Annotated in this window: 20 protein-coding genes and 3 pseudogenes; 7 read left to right on the plus strand and 16 right to left on the minus strand. The window is 61.7% G+C overall.

What is annotated here, in order from left to right:
• The 3 genes and pseudogenes from JCM21793_RS27020 to JCM21793_RS18920 all read left to right on the plus strand — a co-directional run.
• Positions 1-753 (plus strand): annotated as a pseudogene (locus tag JCM21793_RS27020) (FAD-dependent monooxygenase); the annotation flags it as partial.
• A 149-nt stretch (positions 754-902) separates the two neighbouring features.
• Positions 903-1,338: pseudogene (locus JCM21793_RS27025) on the plus strand (OsmC family protein).
• 128 nt (positions 1,339-1,466) lie between these two features.
• Positions 1,467-2,597: a Glu/Leu/Phe/Val family dehydrogenase gene (locus tag JCM21793_RS18920; protein ID WP_025031363.1), complete on the plus strand. Its 1,131-nt coding sequence runs from the start codon at positions 1,467-1,469 to the stop codon at positions 2,595-2,597.
• A 63-nt stretch (positions 2,598-2,660) separates the two neighbouring features.
• On the opposite strand, the gene msrA is transcribed toward JCM21793_RS18920, so the two are convergent.
• The 7 genes from msrA to JCM21793_RS18955 all read right to left on the minus strand — a co-directional run bounded on the left by msrA (position 2,661) and on the right by JCM21793_RS18955 (position 7,999).
• A complete protein-coding gene (gene msrA, locus JCM21793_RS18925; RefSeq protein ID WP_025031364.1) occupies positions 2,661-3,302 on the minus strand; it encodes a peptide-methionine (S)-S-oxide reductase MsrA in 642 nt (213 codons plus the stop codon).
• A 149-nt stretch (positions 3,303-3,451) separates the two neighbouring features.
• Positions 3,452-4,234: a succinate dehydrogenase iron-sulfur subunit gene (locus tag JCM21793_RS18930; protein WP_007008328.1), complete on the minus strand. Its 783-nt coding sequence runs from the start codon at positions 4,232-4,234 to the stop codon at positions 3,452-3,454.
• Positions 4,235-4,246: 12 nt separating this feature from the next.
• Positions 4,247-6,097: a succinate dehydrogenase flavoprotein subunit gene (gene sdhA, locus JCM21793_RS18935; protein ID WP_025031365.1), complete on the minus strand. Its 1,851-nt coding sequence runs from the start codon at positions 6,095-6,097 to the stop codon at positions 4,247-4,249.
• Between the two features lie 8 nt (positions 6,098-6,105).
• Positions 6,106-6,489, minus strand: coding sequence for a succinate dehydrogenase, hydrophobic membrane anchor protein (gene sdhD / locus JCM21793_RS18940; RefSeq protein ID WP_007008326.1), 384 nt, complete (start codon positions 6,487-6,489; stop codon positions 6,106-6,108).
• A 2-nt stretch (positions 6,490-6,491) separates the two neighbouring features.
• Positions 6,492-6,899, minus strand: coding sequence for a succinate dehydrogenase, cytochrome b556 subunit (gene sdhC / locus JCM21793_RS18945; protein ID WP_025031366.1), 408 nt, complete (start codon positions 6,897-6,899; stop codon positions 6,492-6,494).
• A 229-nt stretch (positions 6,900-7,128) separates the two neighbouring features.
• Positions 7,129-7,497, minus strand: a complete 369-nt coding sequence (locus JCM21793_RS18950; protein WP_007008324.1) for a hypothetical protein — start codon at positions 7,495-7,497, stop codon at positions 7,129-7,131.
• Between the two features lie 10 nt (positions 7,498-7,507).
• Positions 7,508-7,999, minus strand: a complete 492-nt coding sequence (locus JCM21793_RS18955) for a GNAT family N-acetyltransferase (RefSeq protein ID WP_007008323.1) — start codon at positions 7,997-7,999, stop codon at positions 7,508-7,510.
• Between the two features lie 134 nt (positions 8,000-8,133).
• On the opposite strand from JCM21793_RS18955, the gene JCM21793_RS18960 reads away from it, so the two are divergent.
• Both JCM21793_RS18960 and JCM21793_RS18965 read left to right on the plus strand, forming a co-directional pair.
• Positions 8,134-8,499, plus strand: coding sequence for a hypothetical protein (locus tag JCM21793_RS18960; RefSeq protein ID WP_025031367.1), 366 nt, complete (start codon positions 8,134-8,136; stop codon positions 8,497-8,499).
• Positions 8,500-8,508: 9 nt separating this feature from the next.
• Positions 8,509-9,345, plus strand: a complete 837-nt coding sequence (locus tag JCM21793_RS18965) for a COG3904 family protein (RefSeq protein ID WP_025031368.1) — start codon at positions 8,509-8,511, stop codon at positions 9,343-9,345.
• Positions 9,346-9,396: 51 nt separating this feature from the next.
• Here the strand turns inward: JCM21793_RS18965 and JCM21793_RS18970 are convergent, their stop codons facing one another.
• Complete coding sequence (locus JCM21793_RS18970; RefSeq protein ID WP_025031369.1) at positions 9,397-9,615, minus strand: helix-turn-helix domain-containing protein; 219 nt, start codon at positions 9,613-9,615, stop codon at positions 9,397-9,399.
• A 5-nt stretch (positions 9,616-9,620) separates the two neighbouring features.
• Positions 9,621-10,166 (minus strand): DUF2975 domain-containing protein, encoded by a 546-nt coding sequence (locus JCM21793_RS18975; RefSeq protein ID WP_025031370.1) that lies wholly within the window; start codon positions 10,164-10,166, stop codon positions 9,621-9,623.
• Positions 10,167-10,249: 83 nt separating this feature from the next.
• Between JCM21793_RS18975 and JCM21793_RS18980 the strand changes: the two genes are divergently transcribed.
• Positions 10,250-10,549, plus strand: coding sequence for a hypothetical protein (locus JCM21793_RS18980; protein WP_025031371.1), 300 nt, complete (start codon positions 10,250-10,252; stop codon positions 10,547-10,549).
• Positions 10,546-10,860: a hypothetical protein gene (locus JCM21793_RS18985; protein WP_025031372.1), complete on the plus strand. Its 315-nt coding sequence runs from the start codon at positions 10,546-10,548 to the stop codon at positions 10,858-10,860. Before JCM21793_RS18980 ends, JCM21793_RS18985 begins: the two co-directional genes overlap by 4 nt.
• A gap of 4 nt (positions 10,861-10,864) precedes the next feature.
• On the opposite strand, the gene leuC is transcribed toward JCM21793_RS18985, so the two are convergent.
• The 7 genes and pseudogenes from leuC to trmD form a co-directional block, all read right to left on the minus strand.
• Positions 10,865-12,280: a 3-isopropylmalate dehydratase large subunit gene (gene leuC, locus JCM21793_RS18990; RefSeq protein ID WP_025031373.1), complete on the minus strand. Its 1,416-nt coding sequence runs from the start codon at positions 12,278-12,280 to the stop codon at positions 10,865-10,867.
• Between the two features lie 261 nt (positions 12,281-12,541).
• The gene (locus JCM21793_RS19000) at positions 12,542-13,063 is read right to left on the minus strand and encodes an MgtC/SapB family protein (RefSeq protein WP_025031374.1); all 522 of its coding nucleotides are present in this window, start codon (positions 13,061-13,063) and stop codon (positions 12,542-12,544) included.
• A gap of 45 nt (positions 13,064-13,108) precedes the next feature.
• Positions 13,109-13,930, minus strand: a complete 822-nt coding sequence (locus JCM21793_RS19005; protein ID WP_025031375.1) for an amino acid ABC transporter permease — start codon at positions 13,928-13,930, stop codon at positions 13,109-13,111.
• 62 nt (positions 13,931-13,992) lie between these two features.
• Positions 13,993-14,802, minus strand: coding sequence for a transporter substrate-binding domain-containing protein (locus JCM21793_RS19010; RefSeq protein ID WP_025031376.1), 810 nt, complete (start codon positions 14,800-14,802; stop codon positions 13,993-13,995).
• A gap of 171 nt (positions 14,803-14,973) precedes the next feature.
• Positions 14,974-15,497, minus strand: a pseudogene (gene rplS, locus JCM21793_RS27030) (50S ribosomal protein L19).
• 195 nt (positions 15,498-15,692) lie between these two features.
• Positions 15,693-16,055, minus strand: coding sequence for a VOC family protein (locus JCM21793_RS19020; protein WP_025031377.1), 363 nt, complete (start codon positions 16,053-16,055; stop codon positions 15,693-15,695).
• 73 nt (positions 16,056-16,128) lie between these two features.
• Positions 16,129-16,553, minus strand: a 425-nt coding sequence (trmD, locus tag JCM21793_RS19025; RefSeq protein ID WP_025031378.1) for a tRNA (guanine(37)-N(1))-methyltransferase, incomplete at its 5' end; no start/stop codon positions are given.

Below are 16,553 nucleotides of genomic sequence, written 5' to 3' on the forward strand. Positions count from 1 at the left end.
ATGCCGCACGCGACTGCTGATCGCCGCCGACGGCGTGCGCTCGCGCCTGCGCGACATGGCCGGCATCAAGACTGTGAAGTGGGATTACGGCCAGTCGGGCATTGTCTGCACTGTCGCCCACGAACGCCCGCACAATGGCCGCGCCGAGGAGCATTTCCTGCCCGCCGGCCCGTTTGCCACCCTGCCGCTGACCGGCAACCGCTCGTCGATCGTCTGGACGGAGCGCACGGAGGACGCGGAGCGGCTGGTGAGCGAGGACGATCTCGTTTTCGAGCAGGAACTGGAACTGCGCTTCGGCCTCAAACTGGGCGAGATCCGCGTGGAAGGCCCACGCCGCGCCTGGCCGTTGGGGCTGACGCTGGCGCGGGAGTTCGTGAAGCCGCGCTTCGCACTGGCGGGCGATGCGGCACACGGCATCCACCCCATCGCCGGACAAGGGCTCAATCTGGGCTTCAAGGACGCGGCCGCACTTGCCGAAGTGATCGTGGAAGCCGAGCGGCTGGGCGAGGACATCGGCGCGCTCGACGTGTTGCAGCGCTACGAGCGCTGGCGGCGTTTCGACACGGTTCAGATGGGCGTGACGACCGACGTTCTGAACCGGCTCTTCTCCAACGATATCGGCCCTGTGCGGGCGCTCCGCGATTTTGGCCTCGGTCTGGTTGAACGAATGCCGGCCATGAAGCGTTACTTCATCCAGCAGCTTCGGGACTGGCCCCCGGCACGCCGAGGCTGCTGCGCGGAGAGGCGATCTAGCCTTTTCACGTCAACGCACTAGATCGCCGTGCGTCCATCCGGACGCACAAAGGACGATCTAAACTATTGAAGGAGCATCGGAACGATCCGAAAACCGGATTCCACTTTTCGGTCCGATGCTCTATCTCAACGAGGAGAAGACCATGGCTATGAAACGGCATGCGAACGTCACCTGGAAGGGATCGCTGGTCGAGGGCTCAGGCAGCCTCGACAGCCAGAGCGGCGCGCTTTCGGCCCTCCCGCTCGGCTTCAAGGCGCGGTTCGAGGATGAAAGCGGCAAGGCAGGCACCAACCCCGAAGAGCTCATCGCCGGCGCATGCGGGGTGTTTCGCGATGCAGCTCTCGCACATGCTGGCCGAGGGCGGAACGCCCGCCGACAAGCTGGATGTGCGCTCGGACGTGACCGTTCAGCCGGCACAAGGCGGCGGCTTCGAGATCACCAAAAGCGCGCTCACGCTGGTGGGCAGCGTTCCCGATCTCGATGAGGCGAAATTCGTCGAGATCGCCGAGAAGGCAAAGGCCTCCTGCCCGGTCTCCAAGGCGCTGGGCGCCATCGAGATCACGCTGGACGCCAGATACGGCTGACGACACTTTCGCGATGAAAACCGTCGGTCGGCGCAATGGAAGGTCGTTCGATGGCGAGACTTCGCAACCAAAAATCGGGTGATGCGGATAGAATTTCCTTACGAAACAAGTCGTTCGGGAGGAATGACATGCTGCAGACCCAGACACCGCGAACATTGAAGACCGCGGCGCAGAAATCCACACTGACGATCACCGACATCACGGCCGAGGCCGCGAAGCTGGACGCGTTCGAAAATCACGAACGCGTCTGGCACGGCCGCGACGAGGAACGTGGCCTCAACGCCATCGTGGCCATTCACAACACCATACTTGGTCCCGGCCTTGGCGGCACACGCGTGTGGCCGCACGAGACTTTTGAGGCGGCCCTGACCGACGTGCTGCGCCTCTCGCGCGGCATGACCTTCAAGTCTGCCGTGGCCGGCATGGATTTCGGCGGCGGCAAGGCGCTCATCATCGCCAATTCCAGAACCGACAAGACGCCGGCCCTTCTGGAAGCCTATGCGGAAATGCTGGCGGCACTGAACGGCCAGTATTTCACCGGCGAGGATGTTGGCTTCACGGTCGCCGACGCGGATTTTCTGCGCGCACGCACGCCCAATGTCACCGGCACCACGGTGGGCGGCAGCGGCAATCCCTCTCCGGTGACGGCGCATGGCGTCTTCCTTGGCCTGAAGGCGGCACTGAAGCATCGTGGCGTCACCACGCTCGATGGCGTGCATGTGGCGGTGCAGGGGCTGGGTTCGGTCGGCTGGACAGTGTGCGAAAAGCTTCACGCGGAAGGCGCGCAGCTTTCGGTGACCGACATCGACGCCGCCCGCATGGAACAGGCGACAGAGGCATTCGGCGCGACACCGGTTGCGCTGGACGAGATTGTGAAGGTGAAAGCAGACGTGTTTGCGCCCTGCGCGCTGGGCGGCGTTCTTTCAGCCGAAACGATCCCGCTGCTTGGCGCGAGGATCGTTGCGGGTGCGGCCAACAATCCACTGGTGCGGCATGAGGATGCCCGGCTTCTGATGGAGCGCTATGTGCTCTATGCGCCGGATTACGTCATCAATGCAGGCGGGCTTTTGAATGTCGCAGCCGAGCTTGCACCCGGCGGCTATGACCGCGAGGCGATCATGGCGAAAGTGGCAAAGATTCCCGAAACGCTCACCGACATTTTCGCACGAGCGGATGCGCAGAAGCGTCCGACCAACGATGTGGCAGCGGAGATCGCGTTTGAGCGGATCAACGCAGCGCGGAAAAGCCCTGTGGAGTGAGGTCCAGGCCGATACCTGAGCGATGGGCGGGAAACGACCCGCCCCGCCCTGCCGGATTGGAAACTACTTGATTCCCGTGAAAGCCGCCTCGCCCCAGACCTGCCGAACGCGGGCATCGCGGTTGCAGCCCTTGCGATAGCCCTTGTAGGCGTCGGACTTTTTCACCAGTCCGAAACGGGTGAGGATGCGCTCATCGCTTTGATAGTAGTTCTGGTGGTAATCCTCCGCGGGCCAGAATTTTACCGCACCGAGAACCGGCGTGACCACCTTGCCGCCAAGAGCGTTTCCCGCATCCTGCCTGGCCTTTTCCGCGGCTGCTTTCTGATCTTCGTCGAGTGCATAGATTGCGGTGGTGTAACTCTCGCCACGGTCGCAGAACTGCCCCCCGGCATCGGTCGGGTCGACCGAGCGAAAGAAGATTTCGAGAAGTCGGTCATAGCTGACCTTCTCGTCGTCGAAATCGATCTTCACCACCTCGCGGTGTCCACCCGAAGTGTGGTTGCGGTAGGTGGGGTTCTCCGTGTTGCCGCCGGCATAGCCCGATACGGTGTCGAGCACGCCAGGAACCTTGTCGAAATCCGCCTCGACACACCAGAAGCAGCCACCGGCGAAAATGGCCGACTGTTTTTCCACCGATGCCGGCTGCGAAACCGCCACCATGGCGGTGAGGGAAAAGGCAGCAGCCAAAAGGGAACGTCGCAACATGAATGTCTCTCCTGTGTTCCCGCACAGAGCTACCGCGCGGGGCGGCAAATTCAAATCAAGCCGCTACACGCTTGCGTGAGGTGATTGAAACCGGAGAGGGCCGTCATCCTCCCTGCCATGACACGCAGGCGCAGGGAGGAGAGACAGTGTCAGACGCGGCGTTCGACCATCATCTTCTTGATGTTGGCAATGGCCTTGGCCGGGTTCAGGCCCTTGGGGCAGGCCTGGGTGCAGTTCATGATCGTGTGGCAACGATAGAGCCGGAAGGGATCTTCCAGATTGTCGAGACGCTCGCCCGTCTTCTCGTCGCGCGAATCGATCAGCCAGCGATAGGCCTGAAGCAGAACGGCGGGGCCGAGATAGCGCTCGCCGTTCCACCAGTAGCTCGGGCACGAGGTCTGGCAGCAGAAGCACAGGATGCACTCGTAAAGCCCGTCAAGCTTGGTGCGGTCCTCATGGCTCTGCTTCCACTCGGTCGCGGGCTCCGGCGTGATCGTCTGCAGCCACGGCTCGATGGAGGAAAGCTGCGCATAGGGCACGGAAAGATCCGGCACCAGATCCTTGACCACCGGCATGTGCGGCAGCGGATAGATCTTCACCGCATCCTGCGCCACCTCATCCATGCCCTTGGTGCAGGCCAGCGTGTTGGTGCCGTCGATGTTCATCGCGCAGGACCCGCAGATACCCTCGCGGCAGGAACGGCGGAAGGTCAGCGTCGGGTCGATCTTGTTCTTGATGTAGATCAGCCCATCGAGGACCATCGGTCCGCAATCATCCATGTCGATATAATAGGTATCGACACGCGGGTTTTCTTCATCATCCGGCGACCAGCGATAGATCTTGTATTCGCGCAGGTTGGTCGCGCCCTCGGGCTTCGGCCAGACCTTGCCCTCCTTGACGCGGGAATTCTTGGGAAGGGTGATTTCAACCATGATTTCCTCGCCTCAGTAGACCCGCGCCTTGGGCGCGATTTTCTTGGGATCGATGCCGCCGTCTTCCGGCCTCAGCATCGGGTCGGTGTGGACGGGACGATAGTCGAGCGTCACCTTGCCGGCCTCATCGACCCAGGACAGCGTGTGCTTGCGCCAGTCCTCGTCGTTGCGGCCGCCCATCGGACCATCCTTGTAGTCCTCGCGGGCATGGGCGCCACGGCTCTCCTTGCGCGCCTCGGCGGCATAGACCGTGGTGATGGCGTTGGCCATCAGGTTTTCCAGCTCCAGCGTCTCCATGAGATCCGAATTCCAGATCATCGAGCGGTCGGAGACCTTGACGTCGGGAAGCTCTTTCCAGACGGCGCTGATGCGCTCGCAGCCCTGCTCCAGCGATTCCTGCGTGCGGAAAACGGCAGCGTCTTCCTGCATGGCGCGCTGCATCTTCTCGCGCAGCTCCGCCGTGGGCGTGGAGCCGGATGCATGGCGCAGACGGTCGAAACGCTCCATGATCCTGTCGCAGGCCGCTTCGTTGAGCGCCGGAACCGGAGCATCACGGTCGACCACCTCACCGGCGCGAATGGCCGCGGCGCGGCCAAAGACCACAAGATCGATCAGCGAGTTGGAGCCCAGACGGTTGGCACCATGCACGGAGGCACAGGCCGCCTCGCCGACGGCCATCAGGCCGGGCGCTACCGCATCGGGATTGTCCTTCGTCGGGTTCAGCACCTCACCCCAATAGTTGGTCGGGATGCCGCCCATATTGTAGTGAACCGTCGGCAGGACCGGGATCGGTTCGCGCGTCACATCGACACCGGCGAAGATGCGGGCCGATTCGGCGATGCCCGGCAGGCGCTCATGGATGACCGCCGGATCCAGATGATCGAGATGCAGGAAGATGTGATCCTTGTTCTTGCCGACGCCACGGCCTTCACGGATCTCCATGGTCATGCAGCGCGAAACCACGTCACGCGAGGCAAGATCCTTGGCCGATGGCGCATAACGCTCCATGAAGCGCTCGCCCTCGGAGTTGACCAGATAGCCACCCTCGCCGCGCACACCCTCGGTGATGAGGCAGCCCGCCCCATAAATGCCGGTCGGGTGGAATTGCACGAACTCCATGTCCTGCAGCGGCAGGCCGGCGCGGGCAATCATACCATTGCCGTCGCCCGTGCAGGTGTGGGCGGAGGTGCAGGAGAAATAGGCGCGGCCATAACCGCCCGTCGCCAGCACCACCATCTTGGCGGAGAAGCGATGGATCGTGCCGTCTTCAAGATTCCACGCCACGACGCCGGTGCAGACACCATCATCGGACATGATGAGATCGAGCGCAAAATACTCGATGAAGAATTCGGCGTGATTCTTGACGGACTGGCCATAGAGCGTGTGCAGGATGGCATGACCGGTGCGATCTGCCGCGGCACAGGTGCGCTGTACGGGCGGGCCATCGCCAAAATTCTGCATGTGGCCGCCGAAGGGACGCTGGTAGATCTTGCCTTCCTCGGTGCGCGAGAAGGGCACGCCGTAATGCTCGAGCTCGTAGACGGCGGCGGGCGCCTCACGGGCGAGATATTCCATGGCATCGACATCGCCGAGCCAGTCGGAGCCCTTTACCGTGTCGTAAAGGTGCCACTGCCAGTGGTCGGGCCCCATGTTCTTGAGCGAAGCGGCGATGCCGCCCTGCGCCGCCACCGTGTGGGAGCGGGTCGGGAAGACCTTGGTGATGCAGGCCGTCTTGAGCCCCTGCTCGGCCATGCCGAGCGTGGCGCGCAGGCCAGCGCCGCCGGCACCGACGACGACGACGTCGAACTTGTGGTCGACATAGGTGTAGGCGTCTGCCGCCTTTTTATCTGTTGCCTTTGCCATAACCGGGTTCAGCCTCCGAGGGCGATCTTGACGAGGGCGAGGAGAGAAACGACGCCCAGAATGAGGGTGAAGAAGATGTTGCCGATCAGGAGCGCGACCTTGCTGCCCTCGCCGTGGACATAGTCCTCAACGATGACCTGCATGCCGAGCTTCATGTGGTAGAGCACCGACAGGACCGCGAAGGCCAGAAGCACCGTGATGACCGGATTGGCGATCGCTGCGCGGACCTCTTCATAGGAAGCGCCATTGTTGGCGATGACGAAGCCGATGAAGAAGATGACAAGCGGAATGTTGGCGATGGCCGTGAGGCGCTGGCGCCAGAAGTGATCCGTACCTTCTTTTGCCGAACCGAGACCGCGAACGCGGTTAAGCGGTGTGCGCATGTCGCTCATGATCAAAACCCTCCACGAACGGCATAGCCGATGATCCAGACCAGAATGGTCAGCACGATAGAGACGGCGATGGTGGCCTTGGCCATTTTCGTCGCTGTCGCCTTTTCAAGGCCGCGCCCGGTATCCCACACGAGGTGGCGAAGCCCGCCGACCAGATGATGGATCATGGCCCAGGTGAACCCGAACAGGACGAGACGGCCGAACCAAGAACCGTAGATGCCATTGACGGTGTCGAAGGTTTCCTTCGAGCCGGCTGCAGCGGCAAGCCAGATGACAAAAAGCACCATCCCGAAATAAAGCGCGCCACCGGTGATGCGGTGGACGATCGACATCAGCATAGTCGGAATGAGACGATAGACCTGCAGGTGAGGCGAAAGTGGCCTGGCCTTTACAGTTGTGGATTTGCTCATGGCTTCCCCAATTCGATACCGGCGCGGCGGGGTGGCTGTTGCGAGAGCGACATCGGATCCCGAACTCGCGCCCTGCGGCTGTGGCTTTCTAATGCGGTTTTTGCAGTGCGTCAAAGCCGCAAAAGCAATCCCCTGACCGAATATATTGCAGCCGGCGGCAGGGACGACCGGCATTGCAGGACTTTAAACGATTGAACGCATTTTTTTCCGATTCGCATGGGTCATGACCCTAACGGCGGCAGGTGATCGGAACCTTGCCACTGACCATCCATAATGCCTCGCTGCCCTCGATCACCACGGCATAGAGAGACTCACCATAGCGCACGCTTTGCCCCGGCGGCGAAGCCGGAAGGTCGATCTCGACACCACGCGGGCTGACGACCGAAATGCCGCCGCTCCTTGGAGTGACCGTCATCTCCATCCCGTCATCGCAGGCCAGTTTGACAGGGCCGGAGAAGGCGAGCGTGGTGGTCTTTTTTGCCTCCCCGGATGGCGTGGAGACACAGCCGGCCAGAATGACAGCGCATCCTGCGACCGCCAAAAGGCCTGACGGGCCGCGCTTGCGCAGCCGCGATAAGGGCGAATCTGAAAATGTCATGCTGCCGTCTCTATTGCGGATCCGAATCCGGAGTGCGTTCGCTGGACTGGTCGAAACGAATGACATGCGTGGTCCAGTCGGCGGGCGCGGCCATGGCCTCATAGAGCTTGCGACCCTCGTCCGGCTGACGCGGAGCATTGAGCGCCAGGCGCGCCCAGCCACGTTCTTCGGCCTGGTCGGCGATCACATCAACCAGCGCCTTGCCGATGCCCTTGCGGCGATGATCGTGATGCACGAACAGATGGTCCACCAGGCCGTGGCGCATGCCCGAGACCGGATCCGGCAGGTCGTAGAACAGTGCAAAGCCCACCAGTTCGCCGTCAAGGCTGGCACCCACCACCTCCACGGCGCGGTCCTGCAGCAGGGTCTCGGCGTAATAGTCGTCGGGACGGCGCGGCGCGCCGCGCTTCAGCGACTGCGTGTAAGCCGCCAGAAGCGGCGCCAGAGCATGCGCATCCTTGAGGCGCAGCGGATTGATGTCGATCTGATGATTCTCGCCCATGGAGCACCCTTCCCCGAAATTAACCACGTCTGTCAATCGGCATATTGGTGCGGCATGCTCGACGTGACAAAGGTTAAGAAAAGCTTAATGTATGAGCCTTGAGGGGGCCACGAAGATTCAAGGAGCGATGGTGCATGCCTTTCCGATCTGTTTTCGTGGCAGCGGCTCTTGCGGCCGCAGCAGCGACCGCCCCGGCACTGGCCGGCGGCTTTCATGATGCAGGCAACGCCCGTGTCTATGCGGATGCCTATGGAAACCTGGTGATCCACAGCCGCGCCGGCTTCAAGCGCATCATGGTCGGCAAGGGGCATCTTGCCGACGACTACCGTGCGCTCGGCATCGAGGCACCGCGCGAAACGGCCTATCTGGAACGCCGCCACGGCAAGCTCTATCTGCGCCGCTCTGCACCCTGCAGCGCCGGCGTTCTGGTGAAGGGCCGCGGCTACATGTACGGGCTTTCCGACGGTGAACTGCCCGTTCTGACGGCACCCTGCGACTAGCAGCGATCGATGGACCATCAACTGGCGACAACTGCGGATCGGGCTTTTGCGAGCCGGTGGGTTTTCCGGCCCGCTGCAGCGCTCGATGGCTCCGTGTTGCGGGCCGCGCTGTTCGGCGCCGTCATCGGCACGGCGGTTGTGGCCGGCATGGAACTGCGCGAGCTCGCCGACAGGCATGGCGGTTTGCAGACGGGCCTGCACAAAACGCTTGAACATGCGACTCAATTGCTGCCGCACAGCAACAGTCAAACGGACACGCACCCGCTCTGGCGACAGCCGGCGGAAGGCGCAAAAGAGGTTTCGCGGCCGACGCCCGAGGCCCACAGCCTGTCTATGACGGCAAGCCGCACCGGAGTTCTTGCGCTGAAGGGGATGATTCAGCCCGGGAGCGCCGGTCGCCTGCGTGATGCGCTTGAAAGTTCGGCTTCGCCGATCACCACCATCGCACTCGATTCTCCCGGCGGCTCTCTGAACGAGGCTATGGCCATGGCCCGGCTGATCCGCCAGCGCGGACTTTCGACCAGTGTCGAGGCAGGCGCGGCCTGCGCGTCTTCATGTCCGCTGGTGCTGGCCGGAGGCAGGGAACGCCATGTGGAGCTCGGTGCGACCATCGCCCTTCACCAGTTCTATAGTCCCGGCAGCCTCTCCGACCCGCGGCAGGCTCTTTCGGACGCCCAGCTGGTGACCGCGCGCATTTCACGCCATCTGGATGAGATGGGGGTCGACCCCGCCCTCTGGCTCCACGCGCTCGATACACCGCCGCACACGCTATATCGTCTCACGCCTGCGCAAATGAGGGCGTATCGGCTGACAACCGGACGACCGGGACACGCCCGGGGCCACTAGGGTCAGCCCCTGGACGGACCCCCGGGGGGGGGGCGCCACGGCCCCGTTTCGTCATTCCTCAGCCGTTTCCGCCTGATACTCCAATATGTCTCCCGGCTGGCAGTCGAGTGCCTGGCAGATCTTTTCCAGCGTTTCGAAGCGCACACCGCGCACCTTGCCGGATTTGAGAAGCGATACATTCTGCTCGGTGATGCCGATCTGCTCGGCCAACTCCTTTGAACGCATCTTCCGGCGAGCCAGCATCACATCGAGATTGACGATTATCGGCATGGCGTTCACACGAAATCGCGCTGTTCGGCGCGCACCTCTGCCGCGAGCGCCATGAGCCGCCCGGTCATATACATAATGCAGGCGATGAGAACCGAGAGCATCTCCGCGCTTCCAATCCCGATGGCGAGCATCTTCTGACCCGCTGGATTGCCCATGGTGAGCGCCAGGATCATCAGCATACGAAGTACGATGCTGCCCGCTGCCACGGCGACAAAGGCAGCGCTGGCGTGACGCAGCCAGTGGGCGGATTCGCCTGAGAGCGGCTCCTCTGCCGCAAAGGCGCCGAACATGCGCCACACGCAGTAGAGCGCGGTGAACAACAGGCCAAACTGAACCGCGATCAACGCTGCCGTGACACCGATCGCGGACGAGGTGAAAGCAAGCGGTCCGGAAAGAGACAGATTGTCCCGAACCAACGTTTCAAAAAGTCCGGGATCGGACAGCGATGCTGCGAAGAACCAGACCGCGCCTGCCGCGATGAAAACTCCACAAACCAGCACAATGGCCTGCATCAGGCGGCTGAGCCGCCGCAGGCGCGCTACATCATGCATTCGATTCTCCTTCGGATTGTATTAATTAATGTTTTACGATAATTAATTATCTCGAATCGTTCTCAATGAAAAGGGTAATATGGATGTTTTTCGAGAAATTTATCGCCAGGGCCATCATCGGCGCCGCCTGTGCGCTCGCGCTTTCCGCCTGTGTTTCGGGCAATCCCCGCACGCTTTACGAACTGTCGCGTTTCGACCCGCTCGACGCCGATCCGAAAGAGATTGCGATAGCTGTAAAGGCAGACAGGAACCTGCATCTGAAGCGGGGCGATGTTTTGCTGCGCATGACCCTCGAAAGCGATGATCGAAACAGGGCGTTCGACGAACACTTCGTGCTGGCGATCACGAATGCCACGCCGGCCGCCGGACTGGTCGATCTGTGAAGGCCGATGAACATGTTCTCACCGCCGCGATCGCCGCACCGGACATGCAGCGCTTCCGCAACACGCAGGCGAAGGCACGGAATGCGCGCGCAGCAAATGCGACCGATGGAAAGGGCTCAATCAGCGTCTCGATCACCGGCGGCTGCAGACGCGGTGTGCTGGATATGAAAACGGCTTCGGTGCGCAGTTACATGCGAACCGAAGCCGATGGCCGCTTCTTCCCGCTGACGGGAGAAATCAGACTGGCCGACATCTTTGTAAAGGCCGGCATGCCCGCTGCAGACGTTCCCGCCTGCAGCGAAGCTAAATAGACGGTCAGCCCCTGGGCCACTCCCGAATGTCGACGAAATGCCCGGCTATGGCCGCCGCTGCGGCCATAGCCGGCGAAACGAGATGCGTGCGCCCCTTGAAGCCCTGACGGCCCTCGAAATTGCGGTTCGAGGTGGAGGCGCAGCGCTCACCCGGCTTCAGGCGATCGTCGTTCATGGCAAGGCACATGGAACAACCCGGCTCACGCCAGTCGAAACCGGCAGCCTTGAAAATCTTGTCCAGTCCCTCGGCCTCGGCCTGCGCCTTCACGAGGCCGGAGCCCGGCACAATCATCGCGTTCAGGCCGTCCTTGACCTTCTGGCCCTCGGCGACCTTTGCGGCTTCGCGCAGATCCTCGATGCGGCCATTGGTGCAGGAGCCGATGAAGACACGGTCGACGGCGATGTCGGTGATCTTCGTCCCCGGAGTGAGACCCATATATTCGAGCGCGCGCTTCTTGGAGAGGCGCTTGGTCTCCTCGGTGATCTCATCCGGGTTCGGCACGACACCGGTGACGGAAACGACATCCTCGGGCGAGGAGCCCCAGGTGACGATGGGCGGCAGATTGGCGGCGTCGAGCTTGACGACACGGTCGAACTCGGCCCCTTCGTCGGTGCGCAGGGAATCCCAGTAGGCGAGCGCCATGTCCCATGCCTTGCCTTTCGGCGCGCGCGGGCGATCCTTGATATAGGCATAGGTGGTCTCGTCCGGCGCAATGAGGCCAGCGCGGGCGCCACCTTCGATCGACATGTTGCAGACGGTCATGCGGCCTTCCATGGAAAGCGCACGGATCGCCTCACCTGCATATTCCATGACGTGGCCGGTACCACCGGCCGTGCCGATCTCGCCGATGATGGCGAGGATGATGTCCTTCGCAGTCACGCCCTCGGGCAGTGCGCCATCCACCTCGATCAGCATGTTCTTCGCGCGGCGCTGGATCAGCGTCTGCGTGGCGAGCACATGCTCGACCTCGGACGTGCCGATGCCGTGCGCCAGCGCACCGAAGGCACCATGGGTGGAAGTGTGGCTGTCACCGCAGACGATGGTCATGCCCGGCAGAGTGAAGCCCTGTTCGGGGCCGACAATGTGCACAATGCCCTGACGCTCGTCATTGGCGTCATAATACTCGATGCCGAAGTCGGCTGCGTTCTTTGCCAGCGCATCGACCTGAATGCGGCTTTCGGGATTTTTGATCCCGAACTTGCGGTCAGGCGAGGTCGGCACATTATGGTCGACCACGGCGAGCGTCTTTTCCGGATGGCGCACATTGCGGCTGGCCATGCGCAGGCCTTCAAAGGCCTGCGGGCTCGTCACCTCATGCACCAGGTGGCGGTCGATATAGAGCAGGCAGGTGCCGTCGTCCTGCTGGTCGACCAGATGGTCGTCGAAAATCTTGTCGTAGAGCGTGCGTGCTTTGGTCATTTTGTTCATCCCTAGCGGAGCGAAATGGAAGGCTGGCCGGCTAATCTTGTGTCTCGTTGCATTCCCGGTAGATGGCGAGGGAATGCCGAGCCGGTTGGCGTGTCCGCCTAAGGCAGTCGGCTCAGAAGCGAGCCGGAAACCCGCGCAAAAAAGCGGCTCGGCAGGCGCTTGACGTCCTGCAGAACAAAGCCCTTATAGGCTGGGTTTCCAAAAAGTGCTTCCATGACACGGCTAATACCAGCCTTTCATGGGATCGGCAATCTATCCGTCCTGAGAGCTGGCCTGCCCTCCGCCGTGGTTTTTCGGCGGCTTGAGATCGAGCTGCGTTTCGAGACGCCGCATAAGCGCCAGAACCAGCGCGCCCATAAAACAGGCAAGCCCGGCGATGGTCCACAGGCCAAGTCCAGCGGCAAGACCCGTTGCCGCCGCCAGCCACATACCAGCGCCGGTGGTCAAACCTCGAACCTCGCCCCGTTTGAAAATAATGAAACCGGCGGCAAGAAAAGCGACCCCAGCCGTAATCGCCTCGACAAGGCGGATGGGATCGGCCCGTACCTGATCGTCGCTGAACACAGGCATCGCCACGATCTCAAGTGCAATCACGGCAAAAACCGCAGAAGCCAGACACACGAGCATATGGGTCCGCAGGCCGGCTGGCCTGTCGGCCAGCTCACGCTCGAAACCCAGTATGCCGCCAAGCAGGACCGCAACCGCAAGCCGCACTGCGATGACCTGCCATGGCAGCGTGGTTGCGGGTGCGAATTCGGCGATCAAGGCATCCATGCGAGATGAATGCACCCGGACCGCCAAGGTTCCCGGCACTCAGATCTAACGCTGGGCCTGGCTCCTGCGCATGCGTTGCTCAAGTGCGCGGAGCGCGAGCGAGAGGCCAACCGTCAGAATGAGATAGATATAGGCAACGATGGAATAGGTCTCAAAAAAGCGGAACGAGCCCGACGCATAGATCTTGCCCATCTGGGTGATGTCGGCAACGCCGAGCACCGAGACGAGGGATGAATCCTTGACCATGGCCACGAAATCATTGCCGAGCGGCGGCAGGATGGTGCGGATCGCCTGCGGCAGAATAATGAGGCGAAAACGCTGGAAGCGCGAAAGCCCGAGCGCCTTGGCTGCTTCCACCTGCCCCTCGTCCACCGACTGGATGCCGGCACGGAATACCTCGGCAATGAACGCCGAATAGCCGATACTGAGCGCGATGATGGCGCGCCACAGAAGCGAGATGTCACGCACCCTGAGCTCACCGAGAATGCCGGCTTCCTGCAGAGACGCGGTAACCGCATTCCAGCCCGTCACCACAATCGGAACCCCGGCAAAGGCGATCCAGAACAGGAGCACGAGGACGGGCACGCCGCGAATGATCTCGACATAGAAGCGGGCGATCTGCCGGAGTGCCAGCGAGCTGGAAAGGCTCATCAGAGCGATGCCAAGACCGACTGCCGTGGCCAGCGCAAACCCAACAACCGTGACAAAAACGGTGATACCGATGCCCCTGGAGACAATCGTGAAAACCTGCGCGTAGAGATCACTGGTGGCAATGAGGACTGCGGCACCGAGGGCGATGGCCCCGGCGACTGCAAGCCACCAGGGGAAATCGCGCTTGGTGGCGGGTCTGGAACCGGACACCGCCATCGGCACTAAACGCTTCTCGATGAGCGGCCGGTCAGACCGGCAAAACGCGGATCAGCCACGTCTTACTCGCCCCTTTTGTATTCGAGAAACCACTTCGTGTTGAGCGCATCGAGCGTACCGTCCGCCTTCATGGACGCGATGGCCGCGTTGACGGGCGCGACGAGATCGGAACCCTTGGCGAATATGAAGCCGAAGTCCTCCGAACCCAGCGGCTCGCCGAGCAGTTTCAGTCCACCATTGGAAGCGTCCACATAGCCCTGTCCACCCGTGCTGTCAGTCAGCACCACGTCGACATCGCCCGCACGCAGCGCCTGCACGGAAGCACCGAAGGTCTCGAACAGCTTGATGCGCGGATTGGCTTCGTCGCCGTCGAGCACCTCATAAACGGCGGTGTAGAAGGGCGAGGTGCCGGGCTGCGCGCCCATCAGGCCATCCTCATAGGCGGCGAAGCTTTCCGCATCGGTGAAGTTCGTCTCGTCGCTGCGCACGAGCATGAACATCTCCGAACGCATATAGGGATCGGAGAAATCCACCTTTTCCTTGCGGTCGTCGCGGATGGTGATGCCGGTCATGCCCATGTCGTACTGGCCGTCGGCGACAGACTGGATCATCGCATCCCAGCTCGTGTTCTGATAGGTCACACTGGCGTTGAGGCGCTTCGCGATCTCGTTCACCGCATCATATTCCCAGCCGACCTGTTCACCCGATGTGGGGTCGATAAACTGGAGCGGCGGGTAGGCGTTTTCCGTTACCACGACCACTTCACGGCCCTGAAGATCGGGCAGGTCTTCTGCAGCAGCGGTGGACAATCCTGAGAACATAAAAGCAGTGGCTGCGAAGGACGCAGCCAGAAGGGACGTACGCAACGTCATGACCAATCTCCCTGTGGCGGACCGATGCTCGGCCGGGTGATTGGTTCTCCTTAAAGCAGAGCGTATTCCAGTAAAAGAGCCCTGACGGACTCAAAAGCGTTACAGCGGGATCATCAGACGCAAAAAAGGCGCACCGAAGCGCGCCTTTTTCTAAATTCCCTTGCCGATAATCTATTCGGCGTTGTTCTCGGCTGCGGCAGCTTCCTGCGCCTTTGCAGCCTCTTCTGCGGCCTTCTCGGCGGCGAGCGCCTCGGCAGCGGCAACCTTCTCGGCCTCGATCCGGGCCTTCTCTTCGGCAGCGGCCTGACGGACGGCGTCGTTCAGACGGCGGGCACGCACGCTGGTGTTCTCGGTGATGCGGGCCGACTTACCGCGACGATCGCGCAGGTAGTAGAGCTTCGCGCGGCGAACCTTACCGCGGCGGACCACCTCGACGCCCTCGACGAGCGGAGAGTAGATCGGGAACACACGCTCGACGCCTTCGCCATAGGAAATCTTGCGAACGGTGAAGTTTTCCTGGAAGCCGGAACCGGAACGGGCGATGCAGACGCTTCATAGGCCTGCACACGGGTGCGCGTGCCTTCGGTGATGCGCACCAGAACGCGAACCGTGTCGCCTGGCTGGAATTCGGGAAGCTGACGCTGTGCAGCGATCTTCTCGGCCTGCTCGGCCTCGAGCTGACGGATAATGTCCATCTCTGTGTCCTCTTGCTTCTTTGCGAAGTGCCAGAGCGCTCATCTCATCGACAGTCACCTGACCGCCTGAGGAGTGTCCGTTCTTGCGAACGAAGCAGGAGCGAGTTCACCTTCATTGATTGGTCACGGTCATGGATCTCCATGACAGCGGTACGCGCACATAGCCTACCTGACAAGCAGAATCAAGCCTCAACTCTAACAGTGAAAGTTGAGTTTGTTGCCATCCAGGTCGCGCACATAAGCCCCGTAGAAGGACTTTCCCCGCGGGCCAGGGGCGCCCTCATCGACGCCACCCAGCTCGATCGCGAGAGAATGCAAGGCCATCACACTTTCCTGTGACTCGACCTTAAAGGCAACCATGCCTCCATTACCATAGGTTGCCACCTCCCCATCAAAAGGCAGGTTGACGACGAGCAAGGGACCGTTTCCTCCCAGACTCCAGGCAAGAAGCCTGTCCGTCCGGTAAGCTGGCGTGCCACCCATTTTGTTCATGATGGGGGAATAGAAGCTTTCTGCCAGCTTCAGATCCCTACACCCTAACGTAATATAGGAAATCAAACTACACCTCCTGATTGAAGATGCTCGATACTCCGGTTTGTCACACACTGCAAGCGCTGCCAACCGACCCAGGTCAAGGAACTCGTTGTCTGTCTTTGTTCAGGGCGGCCCAGAGATCCGGACGGCGCTCACGTGTCAGCCTCTCCGCCTCTGCACGCCGCCATGCCGCAATCTTGGCGTGGTTGCCCGACAGGAGCACCTCAGGAATTGGCCTTTCTTCGAAAAGCTGGGGGCGGGTGTATTGCGGATGCTCCAGAAGCCCACCTTCAAAGCTCTCCTCCTCGCCCGAGGCATCGTTGCCCATCACGCCAGGCAGAAGACGGATCACCGCATCGAGAAGCACGAGGGCCGCCGGCTCGCCGCCGGAAAGCACATAATCGCCAACGGATACCTCTTCGAGGCCGCGCGCCTCGATGACGCGCTGGTCCACCCCTTCGAACCGGCCGCACAGGATCACCGCGCCCGGCCCGGCGGCCAGTTCACGCACGCGCTGCTGGT

This window comes from Nitratireductor aquibiodomus NL21 = JCM 21793 (genome assembly GCF_000615975.1).
Classification (GTDB): Bacteria; Pseudomonadota; Alphaproteobacteria; order Rhizobiales; family Rhizobiaceae; genus Nitratireductor; species Nitratireductor aquibiodomus.